Annotated in this window: 23 protein-coding genes and 3 pseudogenes; 13 read left to right on the top strand and 13 right to left on the bottom strand. The window is 71.0% G+C overall.

The genetic code is table 11. The features are described from left to right. The first annotated feature begins 87 nt into the window (after nt 1–87). Nucleotides 88–624, top strand: a complete 537-nt coding sequence (locus ACWD0J_RS35085) for a TnsA endonuclease N-terminal domain-containing protein (protein ID WP_451499907.1) — start codon at nt 88–90, stop codon at nt 622–624. Nucleotides 625–809: 185 nt separating this feature from the next. On the opposite strand, the gene ACWD0J_RS35080 is transcribed toward ACWD0J_RS35085, so the two are convergent. From ACWD0J_RS35080 to ACWD0J_RS35070, 3 genes and pseudogenes are all read right to left on the bottom strand, one after another. After that, nucleotides 810–1,076, bottom strand: a complete 267-nt coding sequence (locus ACWD0J_RS35080; protein ID WP_451499906.1) for a hypothetical protein — start codon at nt 1,074–1,076, stop codon at nt 810–812. 317 nt (nt 1,077–1,393) lie between these two features. After that, nucleotides 1,394–2,138, bottom strand: a pseudogene (locus ACWD0J_RS35075) (IS6 family transposase). Between the two features lie 101 nt (nt 2,139–2,239). After that, the gene (locus tag ACWD0J_RS35070; protein ID WP_451499905.1) at nt 2,240–2,524 is read right to left on the bottom strand and encodes a hypothetical protein; all 285 of its coding nucleotides are present in this window, start codon (nt 2,522–2,524) and stop codon (nt 2,240–2,242) included. Nucleotides 2,525–2,886: 362 nt separating this feature from the next. On the opposite strand from ACWD0J_RS35070, the gene ACWD0J_RS35065 reads away from it, so the two are divergent. Both ACWD0J_RS35065 and ACWD0J_RS35060 read left to right on the top strand, forming a co-directional pair. After that, nucleotides 2,887–3,204: a hypothetical protein gene (locus ACWD0J_RS35065; protein ID WP_451499904.1), complete on the top strand. Its 318-nt coding sequence runs from the start codon at nt 2,887–2,889 to the stop codon at nt 3,202–3,204. 220 nt (nt 3,205–3,424) lie between these two features. Next, a pseudogene (locus ACWD0J_RS35060) lies at nt 3,425–4,132 on the top strand (IS6 family transposase). A 320-nt stretch (nt 4,133–4,452) separates the two neighbouring features. On the opposite strand, the gene ACWD0J_RS35055 reads toward ACWD0J_RS35060, so the two are convergent. Further along, entirely contained in the window at nt 4,453–4,707 is a 255-nt protein-coding gene (locus ACWD0J_RS35055) for a hypothetical protein (protein ID WP_451499903.1), read from the bottom strand. A 154-nt stretch (nt 4,708–4,861) separates the two neighbouring features. Beyond that, nucleotides 4,862–5,119, bottom strand: a pseudogene (locus tag ACWD0J_RS35050) (integrase core domain-containing protein); the annotation flags it as partial. A 50-nt stretch (nt 5,120–5,169) separates the two neighbouring features. On the opposite strand from ACWD0J_RS35050, the gene ACWD0J_RS35045 reads away from it, so the two are divergent. From ACWD0J_RS35045 to hypA, 10 genes are all read left to right on the top strand, one after another. Then, nucleotides 5,170–5,439, top strand: a complete 270-nt coding sequence (locus ACWD0J_RS35045; RefSeq protein ID WP_451499902.1) for a transposase — start codon at nt 5,170–5,172, stop codon at nt 5,437–5,439. 327 nt (nt 5,440–5,766) lie between these two features. Then, nucleotides 5,767–6,003 carry a hypothetical protein gene (locus tag ACWD0J_RS35040; protein ID WP_451499901.1) on the top strand — a complete coding sequence of 79 codons (237 nt, stop codon included), beginning with the start codon at nt 5,767–5,769 and terminating at the stop codon, nt 6,001–6,003. A gap of 143 nt (nt 6,004–6,146) precedes the next feature. Continuing rightward, nucleotides 6,147–7,808 carry a hypothetical protein gene (locus tag ACWD0J_RS35035; protein ID WP_451499900.1) on the top strand — a complete coding sequence of 554 codons (1,662 nt, stop codon included), beginning with the start codon at nt 6,147–6,149 and terminating at the stop codon, nt 7,806–7,808. Nucleotides 7,809–8,072: 264 nt separating this feature from the next. After that, nucleotides 8,073–9,161: an NADH-quinone oxidoreductase subunit B family protein gene (locus tag ACWD0J_RS35030; protein ID WP_451499899.1), complete on the top strand. Its 1,089-nt coding sequence runs from the start codon at nt 8,073–8,075 to the stop codon at nt 9,159–9,161. Nucleotides 9,162–9,262: 101 nt separating this feature from the next. After that, nucleotides 9,263–11,062 carry a nickel-dependent hydrogenase large subunit gene (locus ACWD0J_RS35025; RefSeq protein ID WP_451499898.1) on the top strand — a complete coding sequence of 600 codons (1,800 nt, stop codon included), beginning with the start codon at nt 9,263–9,265 and terminating at the stop codon, nt 11,060–11,062. Continuing rightward, nucleotides 11,055–11,663, top strand: coding sequence for a NifU family protein (locus ACWD0J_RS35020; protein ID WP_451499897.1), 609 nt, complete (start codon nt 11,055–11,057; stop codon nt 11,661–11,663). Before ACWD0J_RS35025 ends, ACWD0J_RS35020 begins: the two co-directional genes overlap by 8 nt. Continuing rightward, the gene (locus ACWD0J_RS35015) at nt 11,660–12,256 is read left to right on the top strand and encodes a DUF5947 family protein (RefSeq protein ID WP_451499896.1); all 597 of its coding nucleotides are present in this window, start codon (nt 11,660–11,662) and stop codon (nt 12,254–12,256) included. Before ACWD0J_RS35020 ends, ACWD0J_RS35015 begins: the two co-directional genes overlap by 4 nt. Nucleotides 12,257–12,327: 71 nt before the next feature. Next, nucleotides 12,328–12,534 carry a hypothetical protein gene (locus ACWD0J_RS35010; protein ID WP_451499895.1) on the top strand — a complete coding sequence of 69 codons (207 nt, stop codon included), beginning with the start codon at nt 12,328–12,330 and terminating at the stop codon, nt 12,532–12,534. 49 nt (nt 12,535–12,583) lie between these two features. Next, entirely contained in the window at nt 12,584–12,751 is a 168-nt protein-coding gene (locus ACWD0J_RS35005; protein ID WP_451499894.1) for a hypothetical protein, read from the top strand. Further along, nucleotides 12,744–13,100, top strand: coding sequence for a hydrogenase maturation nickel metallochaperone HypA (hypA, locus tag ACWD0J_RS35000; protein ID WP_451499893.1), 357 nt, complete (start codon nt 12,744–12,746; stop codon nt 13,098–13,100). The genes ACWD0J_RS35005 and hypA overlap by 8 nt, the downstream gene beginning before the upstream one ends. Nucleotides 13,101–13,175: 75 nt before the next feature. On the opposite strand, the gene hypE is transcribed toward hypA, so the two are convergent. From hypE to ACWD0J_RS34960, 8 genes are all read right to left on the bottom strand, one after another. After that, entirely contained in the window at nt 13,176–14,252 is a 1,077-nt protein-coding gene (gene hypE, locus ACWD0J_RS34995) for a hydrogenase expression/formation protein HypE (protein ID WP_451499892.1), read from the bottom strand. Further along, nucleotides 14,245–15,387, bottom strand: coding sequence for a hydrogenase formation protein HypD (gene hypD, locus ACWD0J_RS34990; protein ID WP_451499891.1), 1,143 nt, complete (start codon nt 15,385–15,387; stop codon nt 14,245–14,247). The genes hypE and hypD overlap by 8 nt, the downstream gene beginning before the upstream one ends. Then, a complete protein-coding gene (locus ACWD0J_RS34985) occupies nt 15,384–15,719 on the bottom strand; it encodes a HypC/HybG/HupF family hydrogenase formation chaperone (RefSeq protein WP_451499890.1) in 336 nt (111 codons plus the stop codon). The genes hypD and ACWD0J_RS34985 overlap by 4 nt, the downstream gene beginning before the upstream one ends. A gap of 3 nt (nt 15,720–15,722) precedes the next feature. Then, a complete protein-coding gene (hypF, locus tag ACWD0J_RS34980; RefSeq protein ID WP_451499889.1) occupies nt 15,723–18,104 on the bottom strand; it encodes a carbamoyltransferase HypF in 2,382 nt (793 codons plus the stop codon). Then, nucleotides 18,101–18,865, bottom strand: coding sequence for a hydrogenase nickel incorporation protein HypB (gene hypB, locus ACWD0J_RS34975; protein WP_451499888.1), 765 nt, complete (start codon nt 18,863–18,865; stop codon nt 18,101–18,103). The genes hypF and hypB overlap by 4 nt, the downstream gene beginning before the upstream one ends. Nucleotides 18,866–18,985: 120 nt before the next feature. Then, complete coding sequence (locus ACWD0J_RS34970; protein ID WP_451499887.1) at nt 18,986–19,579, bottom strand: hydrogenase maturation protease; 594 nt, start codon at nt 19,577–19,579, stop codon at nt 18,986–18,988. Continuing rightward, on the bottom strand, nt 19,576–21,372 hold the full coding sequence (locus ACWD0J_RS34965) for an enoyl-CoA hydratase-related protein (protein WP_451499886.1): 1,797 nt from the start codon (nt 21,370–21,372) through the stop codon (nt 19,576–19,578). Before ACWD0J_RS34965 ends, ACWD0J_RS34970 begins: the two co-directional genes overlap by 4 nt. Nucleotides 21,373–21,523: 151 nt before the next feature. Continuing rightward, nucleotides 21,524–21,718: integrase core domain-containing protein (locus tag ACWD0J_RS34960; RefSeq protein WP_451499885.1), on the bottom strand; the 195-nt coding region annotated here is incomplete at its 5' end.

Raw genomic sequence — 21,718 nt, 5'->3', positions numbered from 1 at the left:
GTGACCAACGGCACCGTCCAGGGATGAAGTTCCTGGTCAGTACGGGGAGGCTGCACGGCTTCGAGAGCCTGGGAGGAGGCCCGGCTGTTGCTGGCTCTGGACTTCGCCGGCGAGGTGATCGAGGTCCTGTCGCAGCCGCTGCGGCTCGCTTTCCACAGCGCGGAGGGGCGGCGCGAGCACACGCCGGACTTTCTGGTCCTGACACGGACGGGGATGTGGCTGGTCGACGTCCGCCCGGCCGAGCTGATCGAGGACAAAGACCGAGAGTCGTTCGCGGCGGCTGCCGAACTCGCCGGGGCCTGGGGCTGGCACTTTGCGGTGGCGGCCGGCTGGCGGGGGCACGTGCCGGTGACGCTGGACTGGCTGTCCTCGCCTCCGGCCGGCCGTGCGGGAGGGCGGGTGTACGACAATCGGCGCGCTGCTCACGCTCCCCAGCCTGCCCCCGCCAGACCCGCCCGGCTCGTTCGCCGCGACAGCCAGTGCCCGACACCGTCGGAGATCACGGTCGACCGCCAAGCGGCTTCCTGGGAGATCATCAACACCTGTTCGACAACTCCGTCGGTGTATTGGCCTTCGAACCAGGTGATGTCCAGGGACTGTCTGGGCAAGGCTGCCAGACGCTGAGCGGTGAACATGGCAGCGGGGCTAGGGTGGGGTCAGCTGGTTGCCGCGCCCCCGCAACCGGTCAGGCACCCGCGTTGCCCCAGTCCCTGGCCTCGGGTGCCGTCTCACGAGAGCCGTGGCACTCAGCGCTCTGCTCCCCGCCGGGTCTGGGGCAAGGCGGTGAGCACCACGTTCGCCGGCCTGACCTACTGACCGGCCAGAACGAGCAGGCCACCGCCATCAGGCGGTTCCGTGACGGTGTGTCCCAGCTGGACCAGCAGGCCCGAAACCGCAGCCTGCACGACCGCCTGCAGGCTGTCCCCGGAAGCTCCGGCCTGATCCTTCGCCAGCGCGGTGAAACCGTCCGATGCCGTCCAGCTCACCAGCACCCCGACCGCCACCCTCGTCACCGCAAGTCCCGGCCTGGCGTCCTGCATGTCGTCGCCGACAAGGTTGAAACCCGCCTCGATCAAGACATGGCGAACCTCAAGGAGTAGGTCGCAGGACGCAGCTGCCGCCGGCCCCGATCCATGGCGATCAAACTCCCCAATTTCAAGAAGCAGGTCCCAGACGGGAACTCTAGGCAGCCTTCCGCACGGACAGCACATCCACGGCCCCGGTGACCTGGAACAACAGCTCGACAATCGGCGCGACCGGCCCGCAAACACCGAAGGACACCGCCCAGGCGCGGGCATGCGCACACGCGTCGAGCAGGTGCTGTCAGGTTGTTGGCTGCGTGCGCTTTTGACGGTGCATTGGGACGTGGTGGACCCCGGTTCGGGGCCTGTGCTCAGGCCGTGGTGGGCTGGCCTGTGACGCCGGTGATCTGCTCCCGGATAGCGAAGGGTCATTTCGGCCCGTAGTCGAGTGCGGGCATCAAGTGGCGGTGCGGTCGGAAGTGGGGTGAGATCCCGCTGAACGCGGACAGGAACCGCTGGGCTGCGCCAACACCGCGGAAGCCCTTCATCGCCCGTTCGCGCTGCCGGGTCGGTTGGTGGCTGTTCTCCGCTCTGCTGTTCAGGCCCTTGTGGGAGCGGTGCTCCACGGAGAACATGACCTCGCGGTGGGCCGCGCCGTAGGAGCGGAGCTTGCGGTGACGACCACCCGCGGCACCACACCCGTGTTCTTCAGCAGGCGGCGGAAGCAGCGCCTGGCCGCGGCGGTGTCCCGTCGGTTCTGCACGAGGATGCCGAGCACCATCCCGTCCTGGTCGACGACCCGCCACAGGTACTTCTGCTCACCGTTGATCTCGATAAAGACCTCGTCCAGATGCCCCCGTGCGTCCGACGGTTTCCCCGTTTGGCGCGAAACTTGTCTCCGGACCGGGGCCGGCGACGACGTAACCGCGGGCGTAGGCCGACTCGAATTTCACACACCAGGCGGACCGTCTCGTAGGAGACGACGACACCGCGCTCGAGCATCAGCTCCTCGACCTCGCGGAAGCTGAGCGGGAAGCGGTGGTACAGCCACACACAGTGGGAGATCACCTCGACCGGGTAGCGGTGCCCCTTGTACGACGGCGACCTGCTCTCCACGGGCACCCCTCCAGCAGGATCAACCCGAAGATCATCCCACGTCATCAGCCAACGTGACAGCGGCCCCAGGAGCCCTGCTGTGACGGGCGGGCGTTGCCTGTTCAGATGCCGACGGCGGTAACACCGAACATCAAGGTCCGACGGCTGACGTCGTAGTGCACGGTCGGCGTGCTGCGCAGGAGGTCCTGCAGCACGTCGGCGTCGTCGGCGTCGACGGTCAGTACCTCCTCCCAGGCACCTTCGTCCAGCACAAGCTGCAGGGTGAGCGTGCCCCGGGCAGCGGGCTCACCAGCAACCCAGCTGAACTGGTAATGACTGAGCTGGCGCACCTTGATGCTGTCGTCCGTAACGGGTTGCGTCACCTTGGTCGTAGCAGCTCTGGGCATGATGGCTCTCCTCGCGTGGGGATGCGGGTGCGGGCAGCCGACGGCTGGAGTACAGGACATGGATGTCTCTGCGGCCGCGGGCTACTGAACTCAGACTCAGGGTGACCGGCGGCATTCGCCAGGCGAGGTGTCCACTTGGCCGAGTCCCCTCCCTCAGATCTGCTACAACAGCAGCGGTCCCGTTCTCGAGCCCCGCGTGAGCAGCGCAGCGCCGCGCCCCAGGCCGTCACCGCCACCGGCGCCGGGTCAAGGGAGCGCATCGGGGCGTCCAGCGGTCCAAGTGGCGTATCACGGCATGCGGGTGGAGGCGAACGCTGGTGGAGTCTGCTGTGTCCCTGACCTCCACTTCTTGGAGATACCTCATGCTGTCCTTCCGTAAGACCTGCGCGGGCGTTGCTCTTGCTGCTGCCGCGGTGATGGCCGGTCCCGGCATCGCCTCGGCCAGCGACCACTCCGAGCGGGGCGAAGGGCCGGCGCCCTACGGGCAGTGCAACGACTTCACCACGCAGCTCGGAGCGGTGAATGCCAACCAGGGCCCGGTCTGCATCGACTTCGGCCCTCTCGACGAAGCAGGTGAGAACAAGGGCGGTGGCAGCGACATGAACTTCGACTGCAACGCCGCCGTCACCCAGGTCGGCCTGGTCAACGTCAACCAGGGCCCGGTGTGCATCGACTTCTGAACCGCACGCTGAGGAGCGGGCTGCCAACCGTTGTCGACACGCTCGTATCGGCGTGTCGACAACGGTTGGGGGCAGCCGCATGCGGCTGAGAAGGGCCAGCGTTCACCCCTCGCTTCGCTGCCGCCCGTACCAGAGGCAATACCGACGGCACTGTCACGTTGACTGACCGGTGGGATGCTCTGCGGGTTGATCGTGCTGGGAGGGGTCGTCCGTGGAGAGCATGTCGCCGTCGTACAGGGGGCACCGGTACCCGGTCGAGGTGATCTCCCACTGCGTGTGGCTGTATCACCGATTCCCGCTCAGCTTCCGTGAGGTCGAGGAGCTGATGCTCGAGCGCGGCGTCATCGTCTCCTATGCGACGATGCGGCGGTGGTGTGGCAAGTTCGGCCAGACCTGCGCCAACGCGCTGCGCGGTCGGCAGCCTCGGCCTGGGGACAAGTGGCATCTGGACGAGGTCTTCATCAGGATCAACGGGGAACAGAAGTTGTGGTGGGGCCGTCGACCAGGACGGCAACGCCCTGGACATCCTCGTGCAGGACCGCCGGGACAAGGCCGCCGCCGGGCGCTTCTTGCGCCGCCTGATGAAGAAGACCCGCGCGATGCCGCGGGTGATCGTCACCGACAAGCTCCGCTCCTACGGCGTGGCCCACCGCGAGGTCATGCCCTCCGTCGAGCACCGCCAGTCGAAGTACCTCAACAACCGGGCCGAGAACAGCCACCAGCCGACCAGGCAGCGTGAACGCGCGATGAAGGCTTCCGCTCGGTAGGCAGGGCCCAGCGGTTCCTGTCCGCGTTCGGCGGTATCTCGCCTCACTTCCGGCCCGGCCGGCACCTGATGACCGCTGCCGCCCACCGAGCTGAGATGAGTATCCGCTTCGCGATCTGGGAGCAGATCACGGGCGCTGCCGACCGGCCCACCACGGCCTGACCACAGGCCCGGCCCCCAAGCCCAGTCGTCGTCGGTGTAGCCGTCGAGGATCTCGCCCACGGCTTCGCACAGCTGCTGGGCGATTTCATCGGCAACGGCCGGACTGCACACGATCTGGCAGTGAGTCGGCGCCGTGCCCTCCTTCCACGCCCGGCCGCCGACCGAGGACGAGGCGAGGTGGACGGTCGCCGGTGGACTCGTACGGTATGTCGAGAGCTGCAACGACCGGTGGGTGCCCATAAGCGCGCAGCCCGAGGATAGCCCCGGCCCCGCCGACCCCGGCCGACGCTCAGCTGCTCGCCGACCGCCCGGCCGTGGGGTTAACGACCCAACAGGGAGTTCTGCAGAAGCTGGCGCAGATCTTCGGTGGACGCTTGCTCCTCCTCGAGCGGTGGTTCAGGGGCGGCGCGGAGCTTGCTGGTCATGACGTCCTGGATGGCGCGGGTGACGGAGGCGTAGTACGGCGTCGAGGGCCGCGGTCTGGCGTGTTTCATGGACCAGCACAGTGCCTCGACGTACTGCTCTTCCAGGGTTCCTTGCGGGACACGGTCGGGCAGCGAACGCTTTTTGCTCAAGCAGCCGCCTAATCTGTCGGGACCGGGCCGGCGCATACGCCGAGGGAGCCCGGCTCGGCACCCCCCGATGCCGCCGAACTCGCCGCCGTCGACGACGGCCAGGCGGCCCTCGACCAGCTGCTGGAGGGTCTTGACCCGGAATCTTGGACACGGGTTATGCGGCTGGGGACAGGGTAGTTGATGTTGTTTCGAGTGCTGCCTCGTAGGCGATGGGACTGCGTTGTCCGAGGCTGGAGTGGCGGCGTCGGGTGTTGTAGCGGTGCAGCCAGCGGAACAGGTCGAGGCAGGCTTCGTGCTCGTCGGCCCAGGCACTGTGGCCCTGAAGCGTTTCTCGTTTGCAGGTGGCGTTGAGGGACTCGGCGAGCGCGTTGTCCGCCGAGCTGCCGACAGCACTCATGCTCTGGATCACGCCCGCCGGCGGCATGCATATTGCTGCTTGTGGGTGCCGATCTGTCGTAGCGGTTGGTTCCTGACGGTCTGTGGAAACTGGTCGCTCCGTTGCTGCCGTCGTTCAACTCCCGTCCGCAGGGCGGCGGGACCGCCCCGTGTGACGAGCGGGCCGTGTTCGCGGCGGTCGTGCACGTGCTGACCAGCGGGTGTGCCTGGCGGCATCTGCCGGAGACGCTTGGTCTCGCCCGCGAGGGCACATCGCCGGTTCACCGCGTGGACCCGGGCGGGGCTGTGGCGTCGGCTCCACCGGGCGGTCCTGGACGAACTTGGCGCGCGGGGTGAACTGGACCGGGCCTCGGCGATCGTCGACGCCGCCTCGGTCCGGGCGAAAGGGGGCATGCTGACCGGCCGAACCCGATCGATCGTGGCAAGAAGGGCAGCAAACTGCACGTCCTGTCCGAGGCCCAGGGCATCCCGCTCGCCGTCGCGGTGTCCGACGCGAAACACCCACGACAGCCTGTCCCTCAAGCCACTGAACCGCGGTATATCCGCCGTCCGCTCCCGCCGCGGGCCTCGCCGGCGCCGGCCCGTGAAGGCACCCCATGCAGCTTTGGGGTCAAGCAGCTGCCGGGAGTGAAGCTGGGGCGGAGGTGTTGAACCCTGCTGAGCATGCCGATGACCGGGCCCGCCTACAGGCTGCTGGTCTGGCTCGGCTTCGAACCGGCCCTCGCTCCGGCGCTTGGCGTGCAGCGTGCGGAGCAGTGGCGCGTGCTGTGGAGACTGGTTGTCGCGCTCGATCACATGCTCTACCGCGTGGTGGTGGCCGGACGTTTCGCTCCTGGACCCGCGGTCGCCGTCCGCATGGTCGGCCCGGTCGGCGACCAGGATGACGGCGTAAGCCGGTAGGCCCGGCTCCCTGCGACCGGCCTCTTGGGTGCTCTGAATCCCTCGAACAGCCCAATTCCCGCCGTGCGTCGACGAGCACCAATACGCGCGGAATGTAATGGTATCCGAGGAGTTATCCGCATTTCCGGATCAGAGGAGGCTGAATGCCGCAGGGCGGAGTCGACGATGACGTCGCGTGCGCTGTCGCAGCAGCGGATGCGTGCGTGGCCTCGCGCAGCCCAGGGCGTGACTTCGGTCAGCTGAGCGCGGTTGCCGACGCCGTCCTGTATGAGGGCTACCTGCTCTACCCCTACCGCCGCTCGTCGCCCAAGAACCGGGTGCGCTGGCAGTTCGGCGTGCTCTTCCCGCGTGCCTGGGTGGAGCGAGAGGGTCCGGTGACTCCCGGCATCTCGGGATCCGCCGACTCCTGGTACCAGCGGACCGAGTGCCTGCTGCGGGTCCTGCAGACGCGGGCGGTGGTGCGCGTGCGGCTGCGGTATCTGCAGATGCAGCACAAGCAGGTGGAGGAGGCCGGCCAGGACGGCAGGCACCGTCCGGTCGAGTCGCTGCGCGCGGAGGACGGCACGCTGCACCTGACTTTCGACGAGGCGGTACCGCGCGAGACGGACCTCGTCGTACGGCTGGACGATCTGCTTGGGCAGGAGTCCGCCGTTCTGGTCGGCGCACCGGCCGGGGAGGAGATCGAAGAGCTCCCCGGGGGCGTCGGTCGGGTGGTACGGCGTCGCGCGGCCGTCCGGGCGAGAGCGGCCGTCGTCGCCGAGCGGCTCGGGGACGACGTCTGCCGGCTTCGGATCCGTACCGAGAACACAGGGGCGGCACCGGACCCGCGGGCCGCTCGCGACGAGGCGCTGCGTGACGCGCTCATCGCGACGCATACGCTCGTCGGCGGAGACGGCGTGGAGTTCGTCTCGCTGATCGACCCGCCCGCGGGCCTGCGCGGGCACGCCCGAGAGTGCCACAACGCGTTCACCTTCCCCGTCCTGGGTGGGCCTTCACCCGAGGACGCCCCGGGTGAAGGCCCCGGAGGGGCTCCGGACGGGGCCTGTGGTCCCACCCTCATTTCCGCACCGATCATCCTGTCCGACTGCCCGCAGGTGGCGCCGGAGAGCCCGGGCGACCTGCACGACGCCGCGGAGATCGACGAGATCCTGACGCTGCGGACGTTGCTGCTGACCGACCAGGAGAAGCGCGAGGCGCGCGCCACCGACCCACGTGCCGCCCGGATCCTGGACCGGGTGGAGGCCATGCCCCCGGAGGTCTTCGCCCGGCTGCACGGCACCATTCGTTCGCTGACCCATGCCACGCCATCGGATCCCGCCCCGTCCTCGTCGGCCGCCGCGTCCACGACTTCCCTCGGACCCGCGTCCGCGGCGAGGGTCGACCGGCCCGCATGGTGGCAGGAGGGTGCCGACGACGGCCTGTCGCCCACGACCGACACGGTGCCGGTGGACGGCGTACCGGTGGGAGCCGGCAGCCGGGTACGGCTCCGCCCCCGGGGCCGGGGTGCCGACGCCCACGACATGTTCCTGGCCGGGCGGACCGCGCAGGTCGCGGCCGTCTTCCACGACGTGGACGGCAGCGTGCACCTCGCCGTGACAGTGGACGGCGATCCCGCGGCCGAACTGAACGGCTGGTACGGCCGCTTCCACTACTTCCGGCCCGACGAACTCGAGCCGCTGGAGCCCCGGATGTCCCCGGACGCCGCGGGTGGGGCGGAGCCGCTCGAGCCGTCCCGGCCGCCGCGGGAGCGGCCCGAGCAGCCGGCCGGCGGGCCGGGGAAGAGACGGTCCGATGGACTTGCGTGAGATCGCGGCACCGGATCACCGGACGGCCGGTCGGCTGTTCCGAAGGCTGTCCCGGCGCCCGGCACCGGAAGAGCGAACGATCCGCCCGCTCACCACCCGGCTGCGGCCCGACGGCGAGCAGCTGGTCCACGATCACCACGGCGACGGACGGACCGCACCGGTCCGACCGCACCCCCACACCCCGGACCGTCCGCCCGCGCTCAGCGGGCCGTCGGCCTGGGCGTACGACCGACTCGGGGACCGACTGCAGCGGAGGCTGACGACATGACCATCGACAGCGGCACGCACGACGTTGCCACCGAGCCGAGCCGTGCCGAGGCGCGCGACGGCTTCGACGAGATCACCATCCTCTGGATTTCCGAAGGGATGAGCTGCGACGGCGACTCGGTGTCGCTGACCGCGGCCGGCCAGCCCGCCATCGAGGACCTGGTCCTGGGACTCATCCCGGGCCTGCCAAAAGTGAACCTGCACAACAAGGTGCTCTCACCGAGTCTCGGCGGCGAGGACTTCCTCGCTCCGTACCGCGCGGCGGCCCGCGGCGATCTCTCGCCGTTCATCCTGGTCATCGAGGGTTCCATCCCGAACCAGAACATCATCGAGGGCGACGGGTACTGGACGTCGTTCGGCAACGACCTGGAGACCGGTGAGCCGCTGACCCTCAACTGGTGGATTGACCGGCTGGCCCCGAAGGCCTGGGCGGTGGTCGCCGCAGGCACCTGCGCCACGTACGGCGGCATCCACGCGATGGCGGGCAACCCCACCGGCTGCATGGGTCTGGCCGACTACCTCGGCTGGGACTTCAGGTCGCAGGGCGGCCTCCCGATCGTGAACGTCCCCGGCTGCCCGATCCAGCCGGAGAACTTCATGGAAACCTTGCTCTGGGTCCTCTACCACGGGGCCGGAGCCGCCCCGGCGCCCCCGCTGGATCAGATGCTGCGTCCGCAGTGGCTGTTCGGGAAGACCGTGCACGAGGGCTGCGACCGCGCCGCGTACTACGAGCAGGCCGACTTCGCCCGGGACTACAACTCCCCCAAGTGCCAGGTGAAGGTGGGCTGCTGGGGTCCCGTCGTCAACTGCAACGTTCCCAAGCGCGGTTGGATGGGCGGCCTCGGCGGCTGCCCGAACGTCGGCGGCATCTGCATTGGCTGCACCATGCCCGGTTTCCCCGACGCGTTCATGCCGTTCATGGACGAACCGCCCGGCGGCAGCTTCTCCTCCCTCATGATCAAGCCCTACGGGGCCTTCGTCCGGAGGATGCGCGGCATCACCAACGCCGTCGTCAACCGCGAACCCAAGTGGCATCACAACAAGCAGGAACTCACCTCCGGCTACGACCCCTACTGGCGCCCGTGACCTGTGGCCCGGCACCTCCTGCCGGGCCGCACCCGCGTACGCACGCTCCCCTCTCCACCTCCAACCGTCCGACGCATCGCGCAGCGAGAACAGGAACGCACATGACCACAACCGCGGACCGGGCCGGGGCCACCGAGCGGAAAGCTCCGCAGATCGTGGACATGTCGTGGGACCCGATCACCCGGATCATCGGCAACCTCGGCATCTACACGAAGATCGACTTCGCCAACCAGGAAGTGGTGGAGTGCCGCAGCACCTCGTCCCTCTTCCGCGGCTACTCGGTGTTCATGAAGGGCAAGGACCCGCGCGACGCGGGCTTCATCACCTCACGCATCTGCGGCATCTGCGGCGACAACCACACCACGTGCTCGAACTACGCGCAGCAGATGGCCTACGGCATCAAAACGCCGCCGCTGGCCGAACACATCGTCAACCTCGGCGAGGCCGCCGAGTACATGTTCGACCACACGATCTTCCAGGACAACCTCGTCTTCGTCGACTTCTGCGAAGCGATGGTCAAGGCCACCAACCCGAGTGTGCTGGCCCGGGCCGAACGGACCCCGGCGCCCCGTGGGGACATCCACGGCTACCGGACCATCGCCGACATCATGCGTGCCTTCAACCCCTTCGAGGGTGAGGTGTACCGGGAGGCCCTGAAGGTCAGCCGGATCACCCGTGAGATGTTCTGTCTGATGGAGGGGCGCCACGTCCATCCGTCGACGATGTACCCCGGCGGCGTCGGCACGATGCCGCAGCCGAACACCTTCACCGACTACCTGTCGCGCCTGACGAGGGTCATCGACTTCGTCAAGGAGGCCGTGGCGCTGAACGACGACGTCTTCGACTTCTTCTACGAGGCGCTGCCCGGGTACGAGGAGGTGGGCCGCCGCCGCATCATGCTCGGCTGCTGGGGCGCCTGGCAGGACCCGGCCGTCGTCGACTACCGCTACGAGAACATGAACCACTGGGGCAAGGCGATGTACGTCACCCCGGGCATCATCGTCGACGGCAAACTGGTCACCAACAACCTCGTCGACATCAACCTCGGCATGCGCATCCTGCTGGGCAGCTCCTTCTACGACGACTGGGAGACCCAGGAGCCCTTCGTCACCCACGACCCGCTCGGCAACCCGGTCGACATGCGCCACCCGTGGAACCAGACCACCGTGCCGGTGCCCCAGAAGCGCGACTTCGACGCCAACTACAGCTGGGTGATGAGCCCGCGCTGGTACCACAAGGAGAGCGACTCCCACCTCGCCCTGGACACCGGCGGCGGCCCGCTCGCCCGGCTGTGGTCCACGGCCCTGAACGGCCTGGTCGACACCCCCTACATCAAGGCCACGGGGCACAGCGTGCGGATCTCGCTCCCGAAGAGCGAGAAGCTGCCGGAGACGACTCTGGAGTGGCAGATCCCCCAGTGGAGCAACACCATCGAACGCAACCGTGCCCGGCCGTACTTCGTCGCCTACGCCGCGGCCATGGCCTTCCAGTTCCTGGAGGAGGCGATGCAGATGATGCGCGCCGGGGACACCAAGGTGTTCCAGGACTTCGAGGTGCCCGACGAGGCCGTCGGAGTCGGCTTCCACGAGGCGGTGCGCGGGGTTCTCTCGCACCACCTGGTGATCAAGGACAAGAAGATCGCCAACTACCACCCGTACCCGCCGACCCCCTGGAACGCCAGCCCGCGTGACAGCTACGGCACCCCCGGCCCGTACGAGGACGCCGTCCAGGGCCAGCCCATCTTCGAGGAGAACGGGCCGGACGACTTCAAGGGCGTCGACATCATGCGCACCGTGCGCAGCTTCGACCCCTGTCTGCCCTGCGGTGTGCACATGTACCTGGGCAAGGGCAAGACGCTCACCACGATGCACTCCCCCACCTACGGGACGTCCCATGACTGAGACCGTACCCGCGGCGGTCGCGGACCCGCGTGAGGGCGCCGGGCCGGCCCTCAGGCTGGACGACGACGAGGTGACGGCGCGGATCGCCCGTATCGACGAGCTGCTGGAGAAGGTGCAGATCGCGCCCGGGCCCATGGCGCAGACGGCCATCGACGCCGTCCGCGTGCTCACCGAGGTCTACGGCGAGGCGCTGGCCCGGGTGCTGGACCACGCGGACGCCGCCCTGGCCGAGCGTCTCACCGAGGACGAGCTCCTCGGCCACCTGCTGGTGCTGCACGACCTGCACCCCGAGCCACCCGACCGCCGCGCCGCCCGCGCCGTCGAGCGGCTGCGGCCCGCCGTGCAAGAGCGCGGCGGCGACGTGACGCTGGACAGCGTCGAGGGCCCGGTCGCCCGCGTGCGGCTGCGCACCGCCGGCTGCGGCTCCGGGTGCGGTTCGGCGTCCTCGGGGGTCGAGGAAGCCGTACGGGAGGCCGTGCTCGCCGCGGCGCCGGAGCTGACGAGCGTCGAAACGGTGCCGGAGACGGAGTCCCGGCCGCCCGCGTTCGTGCCCGTCGACTCGCTGATGCGCCGGGCCGCCCCGCCGCAGGGGGCGCAGTGACCGCCGGCGGTGCGCTGGCCGCGCTCATCCGCTCCTCCGCCGACCGGCGGGCGGGCGGTCCCGAGGAGCGGTGCGACCTGTGTGCCGCGCCGCTCGCGGGCGAGCACCGGCACGTGTACGAAACCGGCCGCGAGGAAGCGCTGTGCGCCTGCCCGGCGTGCTCGGTGCTGTTCGCGGACAGCGGCGCGGGCGACGGCCAGTACCGGCTGGTCCCGCAGCGGCGGGTGAAACTGCCACCGGTCGAGACGGGGCCGCTCGGGGTGCCCGTCGGCCTGGCGTTCTTCGTGCCCCGGCAGGACGGCACGGTCGTCGCGCACTACCCGAGCCCGGCCGGGGCCACCCGGTGGGAGGTGGATGCCTCGGCGTGGCGGGAGGCGGTGTCGGGGTGTCCGGATCTCGCCGGCGTGGTACCCGAGGTCGAGGCGCTGCTGGTGAACACCTCCCGGAACCTGCAGCACCACTGGATCGTGCCGGTCGACGAGTGCTTCCGGCTGGTCGCCCTCGTCCGCCGAGAGTGGCGGGGGCTGTCCGGCGGCGGCCGGGTCTGGCCCGCCGTCGAGGAGTTCTTCGCCGGACTGGCCGAACGGTCATGACCGGCGTGGCAAGGACAACAGGAGCCGCCGCCGCGACCCCGCGGCGGAGCACCGAGGGAAAGGAACACAGCATGGGCACGATCAAGGTCGGCAAGCCCCAGGCGAAGCCCACCACGCCCACGCACGTCAAAGGCCTGCACCAGGGCAACAGGGGCCCGCGCCAGCACCAGCCCGGGCACCACGAGGACGGCACGGCCGACGCGCGCCGCTCCACCGGGATCCACTGGAAGCGGCACAACAGGGTCATGGACAGCATGCCGAGCATCTCCCCGGGCTGAGCCCCGGCGGTCGGGCACGGCACGAGGAACACGAGAGCAGGGAGTGGCGATGAACGCCAAACGGATTGTGATGGCGGAGGTGGTGGTGCTCGGCGGAGCGGCCCTCGCGCTGCTGGTCGCGGAGTTCCCGGGAATCGTGCGGGAGGTCCGGTTGTGGCGCATGGCCGGCTTCCGCCGGCCCGGCCCCGGCAACCCCCTCCGAGCCAGGCGTGCATGAGCTGTCGATCGCGACCGCGATCGTGGAACAGGCCGCCGAACTGGCGCGGGCGGACGGGACGGAGTCCGTCTCGGCGGTGACCGTACGGGTCGGTGAGCTGGCGGGCGTGGTGCCCGATGCCCTCGACTTCGCCTTCGAGGTGGCCCGTGACGGCACCGCCCTCGCCGCGGCCCGGCTCGTCGTCGAGCAGGTGCCCGCCCGCGCCTGGTGCGAGCCGTGCGCCGCGGAGTTCCCCGTGGGCATGCCCCCGTTCTTCTGGTGCCCGGACTGCGACCGCCCCGCCCCGACGCTGCGCAGCGGCCGGGAACTCCAGATCACCAAGGTCGAGCCGGCACCGGTGCCGTCCTGACCGGACAACGGCTACTGCCCTGACGGTGTGGGTGCTGTGCCCCCTCCGTCAGGGCCGTTCGGCGTGCCGGACGCGTCAACAGATGCGCGGCAGCTGCTCTCCGAGGGGCATGTCCACCACCCGGGTGCCGCCCAGGCCGGTGGAGACCACCACCATGCCGGGATGCTCGGCGACGCACTCGCCGATCAGCGCGGCGCCCGCGCCCTGCGGGTGGGCGTGCATCGCGGCCAGGACCGCCTCGGCCGCCGCGCGGGGTACGAAGGCGACCAGGCGGCCCTCGTTGGCGACGTACAGCGGGTCCAGGCCCAGGAAGCCGCAGGCGTTGGCGACGGCGTCCGGCACCGGGATGGCCCGCTCGCGCAGCCGTACGCCGGTGCCGGAGATGCGGGCGATTTCGTTGAGCGACGCGGCGAGGCCGCCCCGGGTGGGATCGCGCAGCACGTGCACGTCGGGAGTCACCGCGAGCATGGCCGACACCAGGCCGGCGAGGGGCGCCGTGTCACTGGCCACCTCGACACCGAAGTCCATGCCCTCCCGTACGCTCATGATCGCCACGCCGTGCAGGCCGATCGGGCCGCTGACGATGACGGCGTCGCCGGGCCGCGCCCGCTGAGGGCGGATGTCCACGCCGTCCGGGACGAGCCCGATCCCGGCGGTGGTGACGTACACGCCGTCGCCGTGCCCCGCCTCCACCACCTTGGTGTCTCCCGTGACCACCGTGACCCCGGCCGCCTCGGCGGCGGTGCCGAGGGCGCGCGCGATCCGCTCCACCACGGCCAGTTCAACGCCCTCCTCCAGGACGAACGCGGCGGACAGGTGGGCGGGCCGGGCGCCGCTCATCGCCAGGTCGTTGACGGTGCCGTTGACGGCCAGGTCGCCGAGGCTGCCACCGGGGAAGAACAGCGGCCTGACGACGTAGGAGTCGGTGGAGAACGCCAGTCGGACTCCGCCGAGCTCGAGGACCGCGGAGTCGCCGAGCGCGGCGAGGATGGCGTTGCCGTACGCGGGCGTGAAGACCTGCTCGACAAGTTCGGCGGACAGGGTGCCGCCTCCCCCGTGTCCCATCACCACGATCGGCTGGTCGCGCAAGGGGGCCGGGCACGTCCAGTTCGCGGGGTCGACGGGTGCCGAGGGGTCAGCGAGTTCAGCCAACGGGGTTCATCTCCTCCTGCGGGGCCCGGGTGCCGTCCGGCACCGGGCCGTCCATGCGGCGGTACAGGTAGTAGGCGGCGCAGGCGCCCTCGCTGGAGACCATGGTGGCGCCGAGCGGGGTGCGCGGAGTGCAGTCGGTGCCGAAGGCGGGGCACTCGACCGGCTTGATCAGTCCCTGCAGCACCTCGCCGCTGCGGCACGCCGCGGGTTCCTCGGTGCGGATGCCGGTGACGTCGAAGCGGTGCTCGGCGTCGAAGGCGCGGTAGGCGTCCGTCAGCCGCCAACCGCTGGCGGGGATGCGCCCGATGCCGCGCCAGGACCGGTCGGTGACCTCGAACACCTCCTCGATCATGCGCAGCGCGGCCGGGTTGCCCTCCTCTCGCACCGCGCGGGCGTAAGCGTTCTCCACGCGATGCTCGCCGCGCTCCAGCTGGTGCACCGCGAGGCGGATGCCTTCGAGGATGTCCAGCGGTTCGAAACCGGTCACGACGAGCGGTACCCGATGGCGTGCGGCCAGGTCCGGGTATTCGGCCATGCCCATCACGCTGCACACGTGCCCGGCGGCCAGGAAAGCCTGCACCCTGCACGTGGGGGCCGTCATGATGGCCTCGATGGCGGGCGGCACCCGCACATGGGAGACCAGAAGGCTGAAGTTGTCGATGCCGAGGCGGCGGGCCTGATGGACGGCCATCGCGTTGGCCGGCGCGGTGGTCTCGAAGCCGATGGCGAAGAACACCACCTCGCGGTCCGGGTGCCGACGGGCGAGCTCGAGCGCGTCGAGCGGGGAGTACACCACGCGGACGTCGCCGCCCTCGCCCTTGACCCGGAACAGGTCCCGGTCGGTCCCCGGCACCCGCAGCATGTCCCCGAACGAGCAGAAGACGACCCCGGGGCGGGAGGCGATCTCCAGCGCTTTGTCGATCATCTCCAGCGGGGTGACGCACACGGGGCAGCCCGGCCCGTGGATCAGCTCCACCTCGTCCGGCAGCAACTGGTCGATGCCGTGCCGGATGATCGAGTGCGTCTGGCCGCCGCACACCTCCATCAGCGCCCACGGCCGGGTGACCGTCGCGCGGATCTCGTCCAGCAGCCGTCGTGCCAGATCCGGGTCGTTGAACTCGTCGATGTACTTCATCGGGCCTCGCTCCCGCTCTCCCCGCGCTCGTCGGTGGCGGGGGCGTGCGGGGCGTCGCTCCCGGCCTGCTGCGCCGCCTGTTGCCAGGCGTCGCCGAACTCCTCCTCTAGGAGCCCGAGTTGCTCGAAGAGCTCCAGGGAGGCCCGGGCCGACTCCTCGTCGAGCTTCTGGAGGGCGAACCCGACGTGGACGATGACGTACTCCCCGACCCGCACGTCGGACACGTACTCCAGGCATGCCCGCTTCTGCACACCCCCGAAGTCGATCATCCCGGTGAGCGGGTCGGCACGGTCGTCGATGGCCACGACTCTGCCGGGCACTGCCAGACACATGGGTCACTCCGTCTCGTCGGTGCGTGCGATTGCCGTTTCCTCGTGCCGCTCCCGTGCCGCGACCACGAGCTGCCCGAGGGCCAGTCCCCCGTCGCCGGGCGGTACCTCTCCGTGGCGCAGCACCGTGAAGCCGTCCGCAGCCAGCAGTGCCGTGCACTCCTGCTCCAGCAGACCGTTGGCGAACACGCCGCCGCTGAGGGCGACGGTGGCCAGCCCGGTGTCGCGGCGCGCCCTCCGGCAGATCTCGGCGACGGCCCCGGCGACTGCCCGGTGGAACCGGGCCGCGAGCACGGGCGCCGGGGTGCCGTGGCGCAGGTCGGCGACGAGGGCGCGCAGCAGCGGCGCGGGATCGCACCTCACGGGGGCGGAGCCGGCCGCGAACCCGAAGGCGTACGCCGCCGTGTCCGCCTCCCACGCGGCGGCGGCCGCGGCCTCCAGCTCCAGCGCGGCCTGCGCCTCGTAGCCCGCGCGATGGCACACGCCCGCCAGAGAGGACACCGCGTCGAAGAGCCGCCCCATGCTCGACGTGGGCACACACGCGACGTTGCTCACCAACTGCCGTTCCAGCAAGGCAAGTTCTTCGGGTGAGCAGGCGGCGACGCTGGGCAGTCCAGGCTCCCACGGCAGGCCGGCGGCCCACAGCCGGGCCAGTGCCGTGCGGCAGGGGTTGGCGACAGCCGCGTCCCCGCCGGGCAGCGGGGCGGGGGCCAGGTGGGCGAAACGCCGGTAGCCGGAGTAGTCGGCGAGCAGGAACTCGCCGCCCCAGACCGTGCCGTCGTCGCCGTAGCCGGTGCCGTCGAAGGCGACGCCGATCACAGGCGTGGTGCCGTCGAAGCCGCTCTCCGCCATCGCCGAGGCGATGTGCGCGTGATGGTGCTGCACGAGCTCCGGCCTCGCCTGCGGCAGCCCGGCGGCGCGGCGGCGGGCCCACCGGGTGGAGTGGTAGCCCGGATGCTTGTCCGCGGCGACGAGTGCGGGGGTGACGCCGGTCAGGCGCCGCATGTGCCGCTCCGCGCGCCGGGCGGCCTCCAGGCCGGCGAAGTCGCCCATGTCACCGATGTGCGGGCCGAACCATGCCTGGTCGCCGTCGCCGAGGCAGAGCGCGTTCTTCAGGTCGCCGCCCACGGCGAGCGCGGGGCGGACCGCAAGCGGGAGCCGCAACGGGCTCGGGACATACCCGCGGGAGCGGCGCAACACCTGCTCGGTGCCGTCGGTGCGTACCCGCAGCAGCGAGTCGTCGCAGGGCGAGACGATGCCGCGGTCGTGGACGAGCCAGGCGTCGGCCACCTCCGCCAGCCGGGTCAGGGCCTCGTCGTCGTCCGTGACGATCGGCTCGCCGGAGCGATTACCGCTGGTCATGACGAGCACGCGAGGGCCGGGGGGATCCCCGGGCAGTCCGAACAACAGGGTGTGCACCGGGGTGTAGGGCAGCAGCACGCCGAGGTGCGGGCTGCCCGGACACACCCCCGGCGCGAGCCGCAGTCCGTCCGGCTCGGCGCGTCGGCGCAGCAGCACGATGGGGCGCCGGGGGCTGGTGAGCGCGGCCCGCTCGTCGTCGGAGAGCAGGGCGATCCGCCGCACGGTCGGCAGGTCGGCGCACATCACCGCGAACGGTTTGCCGCCCCGCGCCTTGCGGGCGCGCAGAGCGGCGACGGCCCGCTCGTCGGTGGCGTCGCACGCCAGGTGGTAGCCGCCGACGCCCTTCACGGCGACGATCCGCCCGGCCGCCAGCAGCCCGCGGGCCGCCGCCAGGGCATCCTCGTCCCGCGCCGGGCGGACATCGGTGCCGGCCGCGGGCACCAGGCGGAGCCGGGGCCCGCAGTCCCGGCAGGCAACGGGCTGGGCGTGGAAGCGCCGGTCGCCCGGGTCGCCGTACTCCCCCGCGCAGGCGGGGCACAACGGGAAGTCGGCCATGGTCGTCGCGGCGCGGTCGTACGGCATGGCTGTGGCGATCGTGAAGCGGGGACCGCAGTGGGTGCAGGTGACGAAGGGGTGCCGGTGGCGGCGGTCGGCCGGGTCGGCCAGCTCTCGCAGGCAGTCGGCGCAGGTCGCGGTGTCGGGCGGGAGCTGGGTGCGCCCCGGTGACTGCTCGGTGCCCCGGATGGTGAAACCGTCGGCGGCACCTGTGGCGGGGACGTCCTCCATGCCGATACCGGTCACGGCGGCCAGCGGCGGTGGCTCCTGGGCCAGCCGGGAGCAGAATCCCGCGACGCCCGTGGGCGGCCCTTCCACCTCGATCAGCACACCCTGTGCGGTGTTGCTGACGAACCCGGCCAGTGCGAGGTCGGCGGCCAGCCGGTGCACGTACGGGCGGAACCCCACGCCCTGCACCGTGCCTCGCACAGTGATGCGACGGCGCACGGCCTCGGCGGCGGGCGCTGTCACGTGGCGGGGGCGGACGTGGCGTGCGGGTGCGGATGCCCCGGATCTGCGCTGGGCTCGTGGGTGTGCCCCTGGGACTGGGGCGCGAGGGGAGGCCGGTGCGCGGGCGCGCCGTACCGTACGGCGAGGGCACGTTCCAGGACGGTGTCGACGCCGTCGCCGGTGCGCGCGCAGGACCGTACGATCTCCACGCCCGGGTTGACCCGGTGCACATGGCTGCGGAAGGCGGCCTCGTCGAAACCGGCCGCTTCGGCCAGGTCGGTCTTGGTGACCACCACCAGATGGGCGGAGCCGAAGGCGGTGGGGTATTTCAGCGGCTTGTCCTCGCCCTCGGTCACCGCCATCAGCACGATGCGCAGGGTTTCGCCGAGGTCGTAGGACGCCGGGCAGACGAGGTTGCCGACGTTCTCCACGAACAGCAGCTCGTTGTCCTCGGGCAGCCATCCGTCGAGGTGGCCGCGTACCTGACGGGCTTCCAGATGGCACAGTCCATCGGTCAGCAGCTGCTTCACCAAAGCCCCCGAACGGGCCAGCCGGCGGGCGTCGTTCTCCGTGGCCAGGTCGGCGGTGAGCGCGGCCACCGGGACACCCCGCCGCACCGCCCGGGCCAGTACCAGGCCGAGCAGTTCCGTCTTGCCGCTGCCGGGGCTGGAGAGCAGGTTGACCACGGCGACGCCCCGCCGCGTAAGGTCGTCGCGCAGGGCGGCGGCCAGGCCGTCGTTCTTCGCCAGGACGGCCTGTGTGACGTCGGCGGACTGACACATGCGCGCTGCTCCTCGAGGTCGGGACAGGGCTGGACGGGGTGGCTCGGACCGCCTGCCGGGTCGGGCATGGTCCCGGCCACGGACGGGCCGGGCGGTCCGGGACGGTCGAGCCGCGGGCCGTTACCGATCCTGCGTGCCGCCGGCCGTCTCGTGCGGGAGGCCGGCCGGGCACGGCTCGGCGGATTCCTCCGGGCGGCCCAACGGAGGCGTTGCCCCAGGGTCGGCGAGCAGGGCCGGGACCATCGTGTGCAGCGCGGTGACGGCCCGGTCGACCGCCTCCCGTACGGGCGCGCTGAGCCCGGCGGTGATGTCCTCGTCGCCGGTCGGCTGCACCTGGGGTTCGCAGGCCAGCAGCAGGACGCGCGGCAGTGGCCCGTCGCCCAGGTGCGTGGCCAGGGCCAGCACCCGGGCCGGGTCCATGCCGTGGGCCTCTGGCGGAGCCGCGGCGGCGGTGGTTCCAGGAAGATCCGGTTCGATCAGGGACAGGGTTCCGGGCCGGTGTCCGCGCGGAGCCGCGTCGACCAGGACCGCGGTGCGGTACCCGTCCAGCAGCTCGTAGGCGAGGTCCAGGCCCCGGATGCCGAAGTCCTTGACCCGTACGCCGGGCGGCAGCGGGCGATGGCCGAGGGCGCGGATCACCTCGGGGCCGAAGGCGTCGTCGGCGAGGAAGATGTTGCCGACGCCCGCCACCAGAAGGGGGTTGGGAGAGCTCACCGGCTGCCCCCGGTGACCGGTTCGCCGACGAGGGCCAGCGGCCGGGCCGAGCCACTCGGCGCCTTCCGCACGAAGGCGGAGCGCAGCGCGTGGTAGGGGGCGTCGGGATCGAAGAAGATGCCGCGCATACGGGCCAGTTCCTCTCGCCGGTACTCCGCGAGGGGCCGTGCCGCCTCGTCGCGTCGGCGTGCCGCGGCCTTCGCCGCGATCCGCCGTCCGAGGTCCGGGGCGGCGGCGAGCTCTGTCGCCAGCCGTTCCGCCTCGGCGGTGAACTCCTGTGCGGGGACTGGCACCAGACGGTCCACCAGGCCGAGGCCGGCGGCCGTCGCGGCGCTCACCGGCAGCGCCTGCGTCGTCAGGCGCTCTGCCGTCTCGGCCCCCACCCGGCGTGGCAGCGTGTACGTCCAGAACTCCGACCCGTACAGGCCCATCCGCCGGTAGTGCGGATTGAGGACGGCGCCGGTGCGGCACCACACCTCGTCGGCCGCGAGGGCGAACATGGCGCCGCCCGCAGCCGCGTTGCCGCCGAGCGCCGCGACCACCAGCCGGTCGGTGGTGCGCAGCACCGCCTCGACCAGGTCGTTCATGGCGTTGAGGTTGGTCCAGGACTCCGTGGCCGGGTCGGTGGAGGCCTCGATGACGTTGAGGTGGATGCCGTTGGAGAAGAAGTCGCGGGCACCGCCGAGAACCAGCACCGAGGTGGGGCGGGCAAGCGCGTACCGGTACGCGGTGAGCAGCCTGCGGCACTGGTCGGTGCTCATGGCCCCGCCGGGGAACGAGAAGGCCAGGAACCCGACGTCACCGTGCTGCCGGTAGCGGATGTCGGTCAGGGTGCGCCGCCCGGGGGCGGGTTCCAGCGGAGCCGCCACCTCCGGGAGCCACGTCGGCCGGTCACCGGCGTGCGGGAGGCGGCCGTCCTCCGGTGCCCGGTCACCGGGGATGCCACCCTGCGGGTGGGACGGAACCGGGATCGAGGCGAGCACGGAGGCCGCCGGGCGCCGGAACGGTGCCGGATCACCGGAGGCCTTGCGCAGTCTGAGCTCGGGGATCCAGACCGCGCCGTCCCGGGTGGCCCGGCACACCGCGCCCGCGCGCGTGGCGAGCAGATCTCCGGGGCGTCCGCGCAGTTCGTCCTCGATGTGCCCGCCGTGCAGAAACACCTCCCGGCCAAGAAGTTCGTCGCGCACCCCCGGCTGCGAGTCCGCCCCGCGCAGCTTGCGCAATACCGACTCGGTGCTGTCGCCCTCCCAGTCGATCCGCCGCAGTTCCTGACGGAAGGGATCGCGCCAGACCACGTGGAACGACGGGTCGCTCTGCGGCCGCGGTTTGAACGAGCCGTCGCCGTACCGCCGCACGGCCAGCAGGACCGCAGCGACGGCGGCGTCGGAGACCTCGTTGCGGTACAGGTCGCTCTTGCCCACCGGCGGCACGTCGAACGGCACCGCCGCCCAGACAGGGCCCGCGTCCATCGCCGCCTCGGCCTGCAGGACTGTTACCCCCCACCGCGGCGCGTCCTCGGCGATGGCCCAGTCCAGGGATGACGGACCGCGGTCCCCGGGCGGCCCGGGATGCACGATCAGGCAGGTGTGCTCGCACCAGACGTCCTCGGGCAGAGCCGTCCTGAGCATCGGCGCGATGATCAGATCCGGGCGTACCTCGCGTACGGCGGTTCGGATGGCGGTCGCACCGTAGGTGGCGAGCACGACGTCCACCCGGTGTCCCAGGTCGGACAGTTCGGCGTACACACGCTGGGACAGGCTGTTGAACGCGCTCGCGACGAGCATGATGTCCATATGCGGCAGTGTTGCCGGTTCGATCGAGGCCCGGAATGACCCTCGCGGCGTTTCGCCGCCCCCGCCCGGGCTGTTCCTCCGTACGGTCGCCCCGCCGCAGCCCACCGGGAGCCACTCGCCTGTCGCCGCCTTTCTCACTTCGATACGCGCACTAGCTGTATTGCCCTGTGAGGTTGGGGACGCGGCTGGCGGGTGGTTGGCCTTTCAGCGCGGTGTGTCCGCGGTGGTAATTGTAGGTGTGCAGCGAGTCAGGGAAGGCGTCGCGTCGTTCCTGCTCTGAGCGGTAGGGGCGGGCGTAGGCCCACTCGTCGAGCAGGGTGCGGTTGAAGCGTTCGACCTTGCCGTT

The organism is Streptomyces sp. NPDC003011 (genome assembly GCF_053591515.1).
The sequence above is the reverse complement of the archived record's forward strand: the minus strand, read 5'-3'. Positions and strand labels throughout refer to the sequence as shown.